Origin of the sequence: Kitasatospora sp. NPDC088391, from assembly GCF_044753345.1 — a bacterium.
Lineage (GTDB): Bacteria > Actinomycetota > Actinomycetes > Streptomycetales > Streptomycetaceae > Kitasatospora.
Genome location: NZ_JBIVNB010000003.1, coordinates 328,515 through 343,169, shown reverse-complemented (window position 1 = coordinate 343,169; position 14,655 = coordinate 328,515). Strand labels below are relative to the sequence as shown.

Here is a 14,655-nt window from a genome sequence, read left to right as displayed (position 1 = left end):
CGCAATCGAAGAGGGGCACGGGAACGCTCTCGCGTCCCGTGCCCCTCCTGGGCGTTGCTCCGGCCGCTAGCCGGTGGTGGCGGCACCACCGCCGCCGCCACCCGCGCCGCCGCCACCGGCACCACCGCCGGGACCGCCGGTCTTGGTGGCCGGAGCGGTCGGCGACTTGGTGCTGCCGGTGCTCGGGCAGATGCCGAGCAGGCAGTCCGGGGTCTTGCTGGAGGTCGGGCCGGGGCTCGGATCGCGCGGCGAACTGCTCTCCGAGGGCACCGACGGCATCGTCGGCGGCTGCTCGGCCGGCGGCGCGGACGCCGTGGTCGAGGCCGAGGCGGAGGCGGTGGCCGGGGCGCCGGAGGAGTCGACCTGGTCGCCCCAGGGCGCCGGGGTCGGGAACGCCTTCGGGTTACCGGGGCCGACCACCTTCATGTAGCGGGTGAAGATCTCCGCGGGGAAGTCACCACCGTGCACGTCGCTCTTGCCGCCGGTGCCGTCCAGCGACTGCAGGCCCGCCTTGGTCGCCGGGTCCTCGCGCCACATGCTGACCGAGGTGGACAGGCTCGGCGTGAAGCCGATCCACCAGGCCGACATGCCGTCGTCGGTGGTACCGGTCTTGCCCGCCACCGGGAAGCCCAGCTCGTTGGTCTTGGTACCGGTGCCGTTCTTCGCCACGTTGTAGAGCACGTCGGCGATGTTGTCCGCGACCGCCTGGTCCAGCGCGGTCTTCGGGGCCGGCTTGCCGATGTTCGGCAGGTCCTTGCCGTGGTACTTCACCGAGGTGACCGAGTACGGGTCGGTCTGCTGGCCGCGGGCGGCGAACACCGAGTACACCGAGGCCATCCGGATCGCGCTCGGGGTCGAGGTGCCCAGCGGGAAGGTCAGCGTGCTGGACGGGGCCAGGCTCTCCTTGCGCAGGCCCAGCTTGACCGCCATGTCCTCGACGTTCTTGCCGCCGACGTCCTGGCCGAGCTGCACGAACGGCACGTTGTACGACCACTGCATGGCCTGACGGAGCGTCACGTAGCCCTTGCCGCCGCCGTCGCTGTTGCGCTGCTTGTAGGGCTTGCCGTCGTCGCCGATGGCCGGGGTGCCGTCGGGGCGGCGGATCACCGACATGTTCTCGGCCAGGTACCGCGAGTTCGGGTTGATCTTGGCCGGCTGGCCGTCCTCGCCGTTCTTGGTGAGGACGCCGTTCTCCATCGCGGTGGCCAGCACGATCGGCTTGAAGGTCGAGCCGACCGGGACGCCCTTGGCGTCGGCGTTGTTGGTGAAGTGGTTCTTGTCGATGCCCGGGCCGCCGTAGATCGCCACGATGGCGCCGTCGTTGGGCACCACCGAGGCCGCGCCGATCTGGATGTTCTGGTCCTTCGGCTCCTTGTCCGGGTGGAGCCGGGCCGCCTGGAAGTCGTCGACGGCCTTCTTCAGGGCGTCGACCTTGTCCTTCTGGAAGGTGGTGTGGATCTCGAAGCCGCCGCGGTCCAGCGCCGCCGCGGTGATGGTCGGGTCCTGCGCCATCACGTACTTGTTGGCGGTGTCGACCAGGTAGGAGATCTCGCCGTTCATGTCGGCGTTGGCCTTGACCTGGATCGGCTCCGGGAAGTCCTTGCACTTGGCGCGGTCGTCGGCGGACAGCATCTTGGTGGTGACCATCCGGTCCAGGATCCAGTTCCAGCGCTCCACCATGCGCGCGTGGTTCTCCTTGCCGAGGCTGGGGTCGTAGAGGCCCGCGCCCTTCAGCAGGCCCGCCAGCATGGCGCCCTGGCAGTTGTCGATCTTGCTGGCGTCCACGCCGTAGTACGCCTGCGCGGCGGCCTGGATGCCGGTCGCGCCGCGGCCGAACCAGCTGGTGTTCAGGTAGCCGGCGAGGATGTCCTCCTTGCGCTGCGACCCGTTCACCTTGAGCGTGATGAAGAACTCCTTCGCCTTCCGCGACAGGGTCTGGTCCTGCGACAGGTAGACGTTCTTCACGTACTGCTGGGTGATGGTCGAACCGCCCTGGGTCTCGCCGCCGGTGGCCATCTTGTAGGCGGCGCGGGCGATGCCCTTGGGGTCGATGCCGGAGTCGGTGCGGAAGGTCGCGTTCTCCGCCGCGATCACCGCGTCCTGGGCCGGCCGGCTGATCGCCGAGAGCTCCACCAGCTGCTGGTTGTTGGAGCCCTTGCGGACCATCTCGGAGCCGTCGGCCCAGTAGTAGGTGTTGCTCTGGATCTGCAGCGCCTGCTTCGGGTCGGGCACCTGGACCAGCGCGTAGGCGGTGCCTATCGCCGCCACGCCGCCGCCGAAGAAGAGCAGGAACAGGCTCAGCACCTGCTTCCAGGACGGCACCCAGCGCCGGAAGCCCTGCTTGCCGAACCGGGGGTAGTCGATCAGCCGCTTCTTGCCCGGCTTGCCCGACCTGCCGCCGCGACCGGCGGCCCGACCGCCCGCACCACCCGCGCCGCCGGCACCGCCCTGGCCGCCCGAACCGCCCTGACCGCCGCCGGAGCCGCCCTTGCGGCCCTGCTTGCGCATCTCCGCCCTGGTCAGCCGCGGCTGCTCGGCGGTCTGCCGGACCGCGCGCCGCAGACCCGGCTCACCGCCGGGGCCGGGGCGCCCGGCGCCGCCCGGTCCGGGCCCGTACTCGGGTGCGCCCTCGACCGGGCTGCCGTAGGCATACGGCCTGCCCGCGTCGGCGTTCCGGGGTGGCTGCTCGCCCCCGGGGTCGGCCGACCTGCGCCGGTGTTCGCTCATCTCTCAGCAGCTCCTCGGTCAGGGTGCACAGGCGAAAGAGTACGGCCCCAAAAAAGGTCTCCAATCGGGCATTCCGAGCCAATCGGGACGAACCGACCGCGATTCATTACACGCCCGTTGCCCAAACCCCTTGTGATCGCGGTTACGCGTGCCCCCCTTGCTCCTTTCGTGACCCGGGATTACTGTGGCCGATATATCGAGCCGATACATCGGCACGACACATCGACCCGGCATACTCTGCCGGGTCGGCCCAGGTCCGGACGAGCAGGACCCTCACGGAAGGAGGAAGGCGGTATGAGCCGACGCTCCGGCGTCCTCGAATTCGCCGTCCTCGGCCTGCTCCACGACGCGCCCATGCACGGCTACGAGCTGCGCAAGCGGCTCAACGTGCTGCTGGGCTCCTTCCGCGCCTTCTCCTACGGAACGCTCTACCCCTGCCTGAAGAGCCTGGTCGCCCAGGGCTTCCTGGTCGAGGACAACCCGGACGTCGAGTACGTCCCGGCCACCGCGCTCAACGGCAAGCGGTCGAAGATCACCTACCGGCTCTCCCCGGAGGGCAAGCAGCGCTTCGAGGAGCTGCTCGCCGACTCCGGCCCGGAGGCCTGGGAGGACGAGCACTTCGGCGTCCGCTTCGCCTTCTTCGGGCAGACCGACCGGGCGGTCCGGATGCGCGTGCTGGAAGGCCGCCGCAGCCGGCTGGAGGAGCGGCTGGAGCGGATGCGCAGCTCGATCGCCCGCACCCGCGAGCGCTTCGACGACTACACCCTCGAACTCCAGCGCCACGGCCTGGAGTCGGTGGAACGCGAGGTCCGTTGGCTCAACGAGCTGATCGAGACCGAGCGGGCCACCAGGACCGGACGCGGCCCCGCGTCCCCCGACACTTCGGACGGCCGTGGCCCGGCCGCCGGGTCCCCGGACCCGCCCGGGCCACCGTACGACCGCCCGGGGCGCTCCTGACCGGAGTGCCGCAGCACCGCGCCGGCTCCGCCGCCCGCGGCGAGGCGTGGGCGCCCCGCGCGCCCGTCTGACAGACAGAACATGTGGAACGAGGCCCCCGCCACAGCACGGCGGACCTCATGAGATTCAGGGAGCAACCGGAATGGGTTCGGTTCGCGTAGCCATCGTCGGCGTGGGCAACTGCGCCGCCTCGCTGGTGCAGGGTGTCGAGTACTACAAGGACGCCGACCCGGCCGGTAAGGTCCCGGGCCTGATGCACGTCCAGTTCGGCGAGTACCACGTCAAGGACGTCGAGTTCGTCGCCGCCTTCGACGTGGACGCCAAGAAGGTCGGCTTCGACCTGGCCGACGCCATCGGCAACAGCGAGAACAACACCATCAAGATCTGCGACGTGCCGCCGACCGGCGTCACCGTGCAGCGCGGCCACACCCTCGACGGCCTGGGCAAGTACTACCGCGAGACCATCGAGGAGTCCGACGAGGCTCCCGCCGACGTGGTGCAGGTCCTGAAGGACCGCCAGGTCGACGTCCTGGTCTGCTACCTGCCGGTCGGCTCCGAGGCCGCCGCCAAGTTCTACGCCCAGTGCGCCATCGACGCCAAGGTCGCCTTCGTGAACGCCCTCCCGGTGTTCATCGCCGGCACCAAGGAGTGGGCCGACAAGTTCACCGAGGCCGGTGTCCCGATCGTCGGCGACGACATCAAGTCGCAGGTCGGCGCCACCATCACGCACCGCGTGATGGCGAAGCTCTTCGAGGACCGCGGTGTCATCCTCGAGCGCACCATGCAGCTGAACGTCGGCGGCAACATGGACTTCAAGAACATGCTCGAGCGCGAGCGCCTGGAGTCCAAGAAGATCTCCAAGACCCAGGCCGTCACCTCGCAGATCCGCGACCGCGAGCTGGGCGCCAAGAACGTCCACATCGGCCCGTCCGACTACGTGGCGTGGCTCGACGACCGCAAGTGGGCGTACGTCCGCCTCGAGGGCCGCGCGTTCGGCGACGTCCCGCTGAACCTCGAGTACAAGCTCGAGGTCTGGGACTCCCCGAACTCGGCCGGTGTCATCATCGACGCCGTGCGCGCCGCGAAGATCGCCAAGGACCGCGGCATCGGCGGCCCGATCCTCTCCGCGTCCTCGTACTTCATGAAGTCCCCGCCGGTGCAGTACTTCGACGACGAGGCCAAGGAGAACGTCGAGAAGTTCATCCGTGGCGAGGTCGAGCGCTGAGCGCAGCGAAGCCTGCTCGCTGTTCAGGCTGAGCGCTGAGCGCTGAGCTTTCTGTGAACTGACGTTTCGTCAGGCACTGCCGGAGGGCCGTCCCGTTTTCGAACGGGGCGGCCCTCCGGCGTTCCGGCCGGGGTTCAGGACCAGGTGGCGTTCCAGGTGACCGGGCCGACGATGCCGTCCACGCCCAGCCCGTGGCGCTGCTGGAAGGCCCGGCAGATCTGGGCCGAGGCCGGACCGTACCAGCCGTCCGCGGTGATCGCCCAGCCCCGGGCCGCCATCCGGCGCTGCCACATCAGCACGTCGTCCCCGTGCAGCATCGGCGTCTGCACCCGCAGGTACCGCCCGGGCCACCGCGGGGCCTGCGCCGCCGGAGCCGTGGCCTGCCCGGACGTCCGGGCGGAGGGCACTCCGCCGAGTCCGGGGTCGGCGGAGACGGTGCCCTCGGGGTAGGCGGGGACGCCGTAGCCGTAGGGGGAGCCGGGGCCGCGGCGGTCGCGGGTGCGGCGGTAGACGCCGTCGCCCTGCGGGGAGCCGCCGGCGTTGGTGTTGCCCTCGACGGTGGTGATGGTGTCGGCGTCGTAGGCGACCACCACGCCGGTGTGGGTGCCGCCGTCGGGGCCGAGGTAGAACGGGCCGCCGAGCACCGGGTACTCGGTCCAGCGGTTGCGGCCGCGCCACCAGGAGACCGCGGTGAGGCAGGAGGCGGTCATCGGCCACAGACCGTCCATGCCGGTGCGGTGGGCGGCCCACGCCTCGAAGGTGGCGCACCAGGGCTGGCCGTCGGACCACTCCAGGCCCGGGGTCTCGGTGCTGTAGCGCTGCCGGTTGTTCCAGTTGCCGTCGGGATCGCGTCCCTCGTGCTGACCGACCTGGCCGAGCAGCAGGGCGGTGAACTCGTCGCGCATGGGAGCCTCTCGTGGTGCGTGGTGCGTCGGTCCCTCCCCGCTGCCTCCCCGGGTGCTCAACGACCGGACGGCGTCCAGGACATCGGTGCCGCGGCGGTGGCCGGTCGCCGTTTGTTGGCGGATGTTTCACGTGAAACGCCGCCGGGCTCGTGGCACCCTTGGCGGGTGATCACCGAACGGCCCCCGCGGGAGGCCACCCTCAGCGGGCTGCTGCACGGGCCTGGTTTCCGGCGACTGCTGACGGTCCGACTGCTCTCGCAGCTGTCGGACGGGGTGTTCCAGGCCTCGCTGGCCACCTACGCGATCTTCTCCCCGGACCACCAGTCCTCCCCGGTCGAGATCGCCGCGGCGCTGGCCGTGGTGACGCTGCCGTTCTCGGTGATCGGCCCGTTCACCGGGGTGCTGCTGGACCGCTGGCGGCGGCGCCAGGTGCTGCTGAGGGGCAATCTGGCCCGGTTCGGCATCGGCCTGTTGACCACCGCCCTGGTGCTGGTCGAGGCTCCGCGCGGGCTGGTCTACACGGCGGCGCTGCTGCTGATGGGGTTCAACCGGTTCATCCTGGCCGGCCTGTCCGCCGCGCTGCCCCGGGTGGTGACCCCGTCCGAGCTGGTCACCGCCAACGCGGTGTCGCCGACCCTGGGCACCATCGCGGCGGCCGGCGGCGCGGGCCTGGGCGTGCTGATCCGGCTGGTGATGTCGCCCGGCCCGGCGGCGAACGCCGCGATGGTGGCGCTGTCCGCCCTGCTGTACCTGGCCGCCGCGCTGGCCGCCCGGCGGATCGCCCCGGACGAGCTGGGGCCGGAGCGGCGCAGCGAACTCCCGCTCCGCGAGGCCCTGTCGACGACCTGGCACGACCTGCTGGGCGGGGTGCGGCACCTGGTCCGGGACTGCCGTCCGGCGGTGCACGCGCTGGCCGCGGTGACCCTGGCCAGGTTCGGCTACGGGGTGCTGACCGTGGTGGTGCTGATGCTGTCCCGGTACACCTTCAACGACGCGGCGGACGTCGACGGCGGGCTGGCCACCCTCGGCCTGGCGGTCACCATGTCCGCGGTGGGCTTCGGCCTGGCCGCGCTGGTCAGTCCGTGGTGCACCCGGCGGCTGGGCCTGTCCGGCTGGATGACGGTCTGCCTGGCCGGCGCCGCGGTGGTCGTCCCCGCGCTCGGCACGACCTTCCACCAGGTCCCGGTGATGGCCGCCGCGCTGCTGCTCGGCGTGGCCACCCAGGGCACCAAGATCTGCGCGGACACCCTGGTCCAGGAGTCGGTGGAGGACGAGTTCCGCGGCCGGGTGTTCGCGATCTACGACGTGCTGGTGAACGTCGCGTTCGTGGCCGCGGCCGGGCTGACCGCCCTGGTGCTGCCGCTGCACGGGCGCTCGGTCCCGGTGCTGGTCGGCCTCGGGGTGCTGTACGCGGTCGGGGCGCTGCTCTACTTCCGGGCCTCCCGCCGGGCCGGGCACCCGTCCGACGGGGTCGCGGGCGGACGCTAGGGTCGTGGGCGCACGGCACGCGTTTCCGTCAGCTGTCTCATGGGGGAAGAACAGATGAGCAATCCGCCGCCGCCCGGTCCGTACGGGCAGCCCAACCCGTACGGCCTGCCCGGTGCCCAGCCGCCGCCGTACGGGCAGCCGCCCTCCGGCTACGCCCAGCCTCCCGCGTACGGGCAGCCGCCCTCGGGGTACGCCCAGCCCCAGCCTGCGGGCTACGGGCAGCCCCAACCCTCGGGGTACGGCCAGCCCCAGCCGGGGTACGGCCAGCCGCCCGGTCCCGGCCAGCAGCAGTCCTGGGGCCAGAACCCGCCGCCCGCGCCGACCCCGACGGCCAAGCGCAAGGCGGGCTGCCTGTGGCAGCTCGGCATCGTGGCGGTGCTGATCGGCGGCCTGTTCGCGCTGTACGCGGTCTTCAAGCCGGACAAGGGCCCGGCCGTCGGCGAGTGCCTGAACAGCAAGCACGGCAAGGTGGCGTGCACCGCCCCCGAGGCCGCCTGGAAGGTGCTGGCCAGGGACAACTACATCGCCAGCCCGGTCAACTGCGCCAAGAGCCAGCCGGGTTCGACCGCGTACGACGGCCGGTACCGCAAGAGCGGCAAGACCAAGAAGTACCGGCTGTGCCTGGGCCCGGCGAACGGGACGACCAGCGGGACGACCGGCGGGACGGTGAAGCCCGCCCCGACCGGCACTCCGCGACCCACCGCCTCCGTGCGCTGAGCCAGGCGGACGTCAGTCCTGCGGCTGGGCCGCCCACCACGCGCGCAGGGCGGCCACCGCGGCCTCGTGCTCCATCGGGCCGTGCTCCAGGCGCAGTTCGAGCATGTGCTTGTAGGCGCGGCCGACCGCGGGGCCGGGGCCCAGCCCGAGCAGCCCCATGATCTCGTTGCCGTCCAGCGCGGGCCGGATCGCGTCCAGCTCCTCCTGCGCCTGGAGGGCGCTGATCCGCTCCTCCAGCGAGTCGTAGGTGCGGGCCAGCGCCGCGGCCTTGCGCTTGTTGCGGGTGGTGCAGTCGGAGCGGGTCAGCCGGTGCAGCCTGGTCAGCAGCGGCCCGGCGTCGGCGACGTAGCGGCGCACCGCGGAGTCGGTCCACTCGCCGCCGCCGTAGCCGTGGAAGCGCAGGTGGAGCTCGACCAGCCGGGACACCTCGTTGGTCAGGTCGTTGGAGTACTTGAGTTCGCGCATCCGCTTGCGGGTCATCTTCGCGCCGACCATCTCGTGGTGGTGGAAGGAGACCCGGCCGTCCGACTCGAAGCGGCGGGTGCGCGGCTTGCCGATGTCGTGCAGCAGGGCGGAGAGGCGCAGCACCAGGTCGGGGCCGTCGGTCTCCAGCGCGATGGCCTGCTCCAGGACGGTCAGCGAGTGCTCGTAGACGTCCTTGTGGCGGTGGTGCTCGTCGCTCTCCAGCCGCAGCGCGGGGAGTTCGGGGAGCACGTACTCGGCGAGGCCGGTGTCGACGAGCAGGCGCAGGCCCTTGACCGGGTGCTCGGAGAGCAGCAGCTTGTTGAGTTCGGCCTGGACGCGTTCGGCGGAGACGATGGTGAGCCGCTCGGCCATCGCGGTCATCGCGGCGACCACCTCGGGCGCCGGGTCGAAGTCGAGCTGGGCGGCGAACCGGGCCGCGCGCATCATCCGCAGCGGGTCGTCGGAGAAGGACTCCTCGGGGGTGGCGGGGGTGCGCAGCACCCGGGCCTCCAGGTCCTCCAGGCCGCGGTGCGGGTCGACGAAGCTCCGGCCGGGCAGGTCGACGGCCATCGCGTTGACGGTGAAGTCGCGGCGCACCAGGTCCTGTTCGATCGAGTCGCCGTAGCTGACCTCGGGCTTGCGGGAGGTCCGGTCGTAGGCCTCGCTGCGGTAGGTGGTGATCTCGATCAGGAAGGAGCCCTCGGGCGTGTCCTTGCGGGCCCCGACGGTGCCGAACGCGATGCCGACGTCCCAGACCGCGTCGGCCCAGCCCTTGACCAGCTTGAGGATCTGCTGCGGGCGGGCGTCGGTGGTGAAGTCGAGGTCGTTGCCGAGCCGTCCGAGCAGGGCGTCCCGGACCGAGCCGCCGACCAGCGACAGCCGGTGGCCGGCGTCCTGGAAGCGGCGGGCGATCTCGTCGGCGACCGGGGAGACCCGCAGCAGCTCCTGCAGGCCGAGGGTCTGCGCCTCGGTCAGCCCCGGCAGGGCGATCGGGTCGGCGGAGCTGGAATGATTGGCGCTGGACGCATTGGCAGTGGACACGGCTCACAAGGGTACGTGCCCGGCCTGACCCGCCGCCCTCCCGTTTCGCTCCCCCGGCCCGCCCGAACAGCTCCCGGCCCGCAACACTGCGGCCCGGGAAGCGTCGTTACCATGCCGGGTGAACGCTCCCTGTCGGAGACCGCCGGTCGGGTCGGCCGCGGCGGGTGCGTGGAGTGGTCGAGACGATCGAACGGCGAGGACGCGCGTGGACGAGCGGACCGGGCGGGGTACAGCGGCGACCGGGCGCCGCGGGCGGCGGACGGGCCGGTCGGTCAGGAGCGCCGCGGCCCTGCTGGCCGGCGGGCTGGTCGCGGCGGTCGCGGGCGCCCCGGCGGCGGTCGGCGCCCCGGTGCTGGTGACCGCGGCCGGCGACTACCCGGCGACGGTCCGGATCGACACCGTCTCGCCGCGGACGGCGCACGAGAACGACACCGTGACGGTGACCGTCACGGTCGCCAACTCCGGTACCGCGAAGCTGAAGTCGCCGACCCTGAAGGTCCGGCAGCCGAACCAGTCCCGGCCGATGACGGCCCGCAGCGAGCTCGCCCTGGTCGCCACCAGGTCCACCCCCAGCAGCTACGACGGCATCGCCCTGGACAGCCCCGCGCAGGACCTCGGCGACCTGGAGCCGGGACAGAGCAAGACCGTCCCGCTGCCGGTGCCGGTGTCCGCGCTGCGGGCCAAGGACACCGGCAGCTACGAACTGGCGGTGGACGTCTGGGGCAGCACCGGCGACGAGAAGCCGCACCCGCTGGGCATCGCCCGCACCTACCTGCCGTTCCAGGGGCGGACCACCGCGAAGCCGTCCGAGGTGGCGGTGGTCTGGCCGCTGACCCACACCCCGGTGCTGGTCGCCCAGACCATGCCGGACACCGACCAGACGCCGGTGCTCCGCGACGACAGCCTGGCCGGCGAGCTGGCCGGCGACGGCCGGCTGAACCGGCTGGTCGACATCGGCGCCACCATGCCGGGGCTGACCTGGGCGATCGACCCGAACCTGCTGGACACCGTGTACGCGATGACCAAGGCGTACCGGGTGCAGAAGCCGGGCACCCTGGGCGACTCCGCGCGCGACGACAACACCGTGCCGGGCACCGGCCGGGACGTGGCCACCGCCTGGCTGGCGAAGCTGCGGCAGGTGCTGTCCGCGCCCGGCACCGAGGTGCTGTCGCTGCCGTACGCCGACCCGGACCTGGCCTCGATCGCGCACAACGGGGCCGGTCTGAAGGGCATGGACACCGCGCTGCGCAAGGCCGTGGCGGCGGGTCAGATCACCACCGAACTGCGGATGTCGGTGGACGCCCACTCGGACGTGGCCTGGCCGTACCAGGGCTGGCTGGACCAGCGGACGGCCGCGGTGTCCGCCGCCGCGGGCGGACGGGTGCTGCTGGTCAACGGCGACTCGATGCCGGAGAGCGACAAGCTGTCGTACACCCCGGGCGCGGCCCGGTCGATCGGCAACGGGCAGACCGCGGTGGTCTCCGACTCCGTGCTGGCCGGTCCGTTCCAGCACGACCTGGCCAGTGACAGCGACCGCACCACGGCCGAGCAGCGCTTCCTGGCCGAGAGCCTGGCGATCGCCCACCAGGAGCCGGAGCACCCGCGCGGCCTGCTGGTGCTGCCGGCCCGGACGCTGACCGTCGGCACCGCGCAGGCGCTGCACGACGCGATGCAGAGCGCCTCGGGCAACGGCGGCTGGGTGACGCCGGTGACGCTGCAGAAGGTCGCCGGGGAGAAGCCGGACCCGAACGCCAACGCCGACGTCCCGGGCACCTACCCGCCGGAGGCCGCGGCTTCGGAACTGTCCCCGGCCGAGCTGGCGGAGACCATGTCGCTGCAGGACGGCGTGGACCAGCTGCTGATGATCCTGACCCAGCCGGACCGGGTGCGCGGCTCGTTCAGCGCGGCCATGGTGCGGGCGATGTCGACCGGGTGGCGGGACCGGCCGCAGGAGGGCCGGGAGTACCGCGCCGGGGCGCAGCGCTACCTGACGAACCTGAAGTCGGCGGTCCGGGTGCCGACCAAGACCATGGTGACCCTGCCGGGCGACAACGCGACCCTGCTGGTCAGCGTGAAGAACGACCTGACCCAGGCGGTCGGCAACCTGGAGATGCGGATCACCTCGGCCCAGCCGAACCGGCTCAAGATCGACTACCCGATCCAGCCGGTGGTGCTGGACGCCACCACCAGCCGCACCTTCCGCTTCCCCGCCGAGGCCCAGGTCAACGGCCCGGTCCTGGTGACCGCGCAGCTCTGGACCACCGGCCCGAACGCCCAGCCGTACGGCGAGCCGGTGGTGTTCACGGTCGACGTGACCTCGGTGGCCAGCGGCGTGACGTACGTCATCGCCGGCGGTACCGTGCTGATGATCCTGGCCGGGGTCCGGTTCTCCCTGCAGCGCAAGAAGCGCAGGGCCACGGGTGAGACGGACGAGGACCCGGACCGCCCGCTGGACGGGGCCGAGGGCACGCCGTCCGACGCGGAGCCGCCGACCGGCTCGGGTGACACGGATCGGGTGGCCGGTGATGAGAAGGTGGATCACTAGGCCGTCCCACCCCGGGGGCCCACACCCCCCTCTCTTCTGACGTGGATTGGTGGCATGAACGAGCGGAGCGAGCGAGCAGCGCAGGACCAGGGCGGCGGCCGGCCCCAGGACGGCCCGGGCGGCCCCCGGTCCGCCGCCGCGCCCGCGGACCCCACCGCCGACTGGTACGTCGCCGACACCTACGCCCACGATCCGTACGCCGAGGGGGCCTACGGCGCCGCGGACCCGTACGGGGCCGTTCCGGGGCCGGCCGCGCCGTACGGGGCGGCCGCCTCCGCGCCGTACGGGGCGGAGGGCGTGGCGCCGGGGTCCGGCCAGGACCCCGAGAGCACCCTCCAGCTGATCGCCCCGGCCCCGCGCTGGGCCTCGGCCGCCGCCGAGGCGGCCGCCGGGGTCACTACCGGTGTCGCGGAGGCCGCCGGGCCCGTCGAGGCCGCCGGGCCGGTCGCGGCGGAGCCCCCCGTCGCCGCCCCGGCCGCGCCGTCGGCCGACCGGCGCTGGGACCTCGGGCTCCCGCCGGAGGAGGTCGAGTACGTCGGGGTGGACTCGCTGCTGTCCGGCGCCGCCGCACCGGCCGGGTCCGGCCCGCACCCGTACGTGCCGCCGATCGAGTTCGACCCGCCGCTCTCCGAGGAGGAGGCGCTGCTGCGGGTCGACGCCGCGGTGCTGGAGGCCGACGCGGCCGCCGCCGCGCCCACCGTGCCCGCCGCACCCGTCGCGGCCCCGGAGTCCGCGCCCGCCGCCGAGAGCGGCGGTGGCGGCGGTGGCGGTGGCGGTGGCGGCAAGGTCGCCAACCTGCTGAACTCCAGCGCCATCATGGCGGCCGGCACCCTGGTCTCCCGCGGCACCGGCTTCCTGCGCACCATGGTGATCGCCGCCGCGATCGGCGTGGCCTCGATGGGCGACTCCTACAACGCCGCCAACACGCTGCCCACCCTGCTGTACATCCTGATCGGCGGCGGCGCGCTGAACGCGGTGTTCGTGCCGCAGCTGGTCCGCAGCATGAAGAACGACGAGGACGGCGGCACCGCGTACGCCAACCGGCTGCTCACCCTGGTGGTGACCGGCCTGGCGGGCGTGGTGTTCGTGGCGGTGCTGGCCGCGCCGGTGCTGGTCCAGCTGATCTCGCACGCGCTGATGCGCGACCAGGCGAGCGCCGACACCACGGTGGCGCTGGCCCGCTACTGCCTGCCGACCATCTTCTTCATGGGCGTGCACGTGGTGATGGGCCAGATCCTCAACGCCCGCGGCCGGTTCGGCGCGATGATGTGGACGCCGGTCCTGAACAACGTCGTGGTGATCTTCACCTTCGTGATGTACATCGCGGTGTACGGCACCTTCCAGCACACCGAGGTCACCCCGCAGACCATCTCGCCCGAGGGCGTCCGGCTGCTCGGCATCGGCACCATGCTCGGCCTGGCCGTGCAGGCGCTGTCGATGATCCCGTACCTGCGGGCGGCGGGCTTCTCCTTCCGGCCGCGCTTCGACTGGCGCGGGCACGGCCTGGGCAAGGCCGCCCGGCTGGCCAAGTGGACCTTCCTGTTCGTGCTGGCCAACCAGGCCGGCTTCCTGGTGATCACCCAGCTCGCCACCGCCGCCGGCAGGGCCGCCGAGGACGACGGCCACCTCGGCGTCGGCCTGGCCGCGTACTCCAACGCGCTGCTGATCTGGCAGCTGCCGATGGCGGTGATCACCGTCTCGGTGATGAGCGCGGTCCTCCCCCGGCTCTCCCGGGCGGCGGCCGACGAGGACGGCGGCGCGGTCCGCGACGACCTCTCGTACGGCCTGCGCACCTCGGCGGTGGCGATCGTCCCGGCCGCGTTCCTGTTCCTGTCGCTCGGTCCGGTGATCGGCTCCTCGATCTACGGCCTGGGCAACGGCGGCGCGGTCGCGCACGGCGCCACCGGCGTCGGCTACATGCTCTCCGCCTTCGCCCTCGGCCTGATCCCGTACTCGGTGCAGTACGTGCTGCTGCGCGGCTTCTACGCCTACGAGGACACCCGGACCCCGTTCTCCAACACCGTCTGGGTGGCGATCACCCAGGCCCTGATCGCGGTGCTGTGCTGGCTGGTGCTGCCCGCCCAGTGGGCGGTCACCGGCATGGCGCTGGGCTACGGCCTGTCGTACGCGGTCGGCGTGACCGTGGCGGTGCCCAAGCTGAAGGCGAAGATCGGCGGACTGGACACCGGCCGGATCACCAAGACCTACGTCCGGCTGGCGATCGCCTCGCTGCCCGCCGCCGTGGTCGGCCTGGCCCTGGAACTGCTCGCCCTGCAGGTGCTGGACGGCTGGTTCGGCAGCGTGCTGACCCTGCTGGTGGCGGGCGGCGCGCAGCTCGCAGTGTTCCTGGTGATGGCCCGCCGGATGCGGATCGAGGAGCTGAGCTCCCTCACCGGGATGCTCCGCCGCAAGCTCGGCCGCTGATCCGGACGCCGTTCCGGGATTGACGCCGCCTCAACCGGGTGGAGTCGATCCGTCGGACCCTCAGTCCGCTTTCCGTGGGCCGGAGTCGGGGTGTACCCCGATTCCGGCCCATTCGTCTGCCGTTCCACCGGAAGTGGGTAATCGGGCAACCCCCAGGCACT

9 protein-coding genes are annotated in these 14,655 nt (G+C 72.3%); 6 read left to right on the top strand and 3 right to left on the bottom strand.

The window, feature by feature from the left end:
• Positions 1 to 66: 66 nt before the first annotated feature.
• The gene (locus tag ACIQBJ_RS10235) at positions 67 to 2,727 is read right to left on the bottom strand and encodes a transglycosylase domain-containing protein (RefSeq protein ID WP_400706695.1); all 2,661 of its coding nucleotides are present in this window, start codon (positions 2,725 to 2,727) and stop codon (positions 67 to 69) included.
• A 294-nt stretch (positions 2,728 to 3,021) separates the two neighbouring features.
• On the opposite strand from ACIQBJ_RS10235, the gene ACIQBJ_RS10230 reads away from it, so the two are divergent.
• Positions 3,022 to 3,684: a PadR family transcriptional regulator gene (locus tag ACIQBJ_RS10230; RefSeq protein WP_400706692.1), complete on the top strand. Its 663-nt coding sequence runs from the start codon at positions 3,022 to 3,024 to the stop codon at positions 3,682 to 3,684.
• A gap of 142 nt (positions 3,685 to 3,826) precedes the next feature.
• On the top strand, positions 3,827 to 4,909 hold the full coding sequence (locus ACIQBJ_RS10225) for an inositol-3-phosphate synthase (protein WP_400706689.1): 1,083 nt from the start codon (positions 3,827 to 3,829) through the stop codon (positions 4,907 to 4,909).
• 134 nt (positions 4,910 to 5,043) lie between these two features.
• Here ACIQBJ_RS10225 and ACIQBJ_RS10220 read toward each other — a convergent pair whose 3' ends face one another.
• Complete coding sequence (locus ACIQBJ_RS10220; protein WP_400706686.1) at positions 5,044 to 5,814, bottom strand: peptidoglycan-binding protein; 771 nt, start codon at positions 5,812 to 5,814, stop codon at positions 5,044 to 5,046.
• A 165-nt stretch (positions 5,815 to 5,979) separates the two neighbouring features.
• On the opposite strand from ACIQBJ_RS10220, the gene ACIQBJ_RS10215 reads away from it, so the two are divergent.
• Positions 5,980 to 7,302: an MFS transporter gene (locus tag ACIQBJ_RS10215; protein WP_400706683.1), complete on the top strand. Its 1,323-nt coding sequence runs from the start codon at positions 5,980 to 5,982 to the stop codon at positions 7,300 to 7,302.
• A gap of 54 nt (positions 7,303 to 7,356) precedes the next feature.
• Positions 7,357 to 8,019 (top strand): hypothetical protein, encoded by a 663-nt coding sequence (locus ACIQBJ_RS10210; RefSeq protein ID WP_400706681.1) that lies wholly within the window; start codon positions 7,357 to 7,359, stop codon positions 8,017 to 8,019.
• Between the two features lie 12 nt (positions 8,020 to 8,031).
• Here the strand turns inward: ACIQBJ_RS10210 and ACIQBJ_RS10205 are convergent, their stop codons facing one another.
• Positions 8,032 to 9,474 carry a CCA tRNA nucleotidyltransferase gene (locus ACIQBJ_RS10205; RefSeq protein WP_400708117.1) on the bottom strand — a complete coding sequence of 481 codons (1,443 nt, stop codon included), beginning with the start codon at positions 9,472 to 9,474 and terminating at the stop codon, positions 8,032 to 8,034.
• Positions 9,475 to 9,730: 256 nt separating this feature from the next.
• Between ACIQBJ_RS10205 and ACIQBJ_RS10200 the strand changes: the two genes are divergently transcribed.
• Positions 9,731 to 12,070 (top strand): DUF6049 family protein, encoded by a 2,340-nt coding sequence (locus tag ACIQBJ_RS10200; RefSeq protein WP_400706677.1) that lies wholly within the window; start codon positions 9,731 to 9,733, stop codon positions 12,068 to 12,070.
• A 54-nt stretch (positions 12,071 to 12,124) separates the two neighbouring features.
• On the top strand, positions 12,125 to 14,494 hold the full coding sequence (murJ, locus tag ACIQBJ_RS10195; RefSeq protein ID WP_400706674.1) for a murein biosynthesis integral membrane protein MurJ: 2,370 nt from the start codon (positions 12,125 to 12,127) through the stop codon (positions 14,492 to 14,494).
• The last annotated feature ends 161 nt before the right edge of the window (positions 14,495 to 14,655 follow it).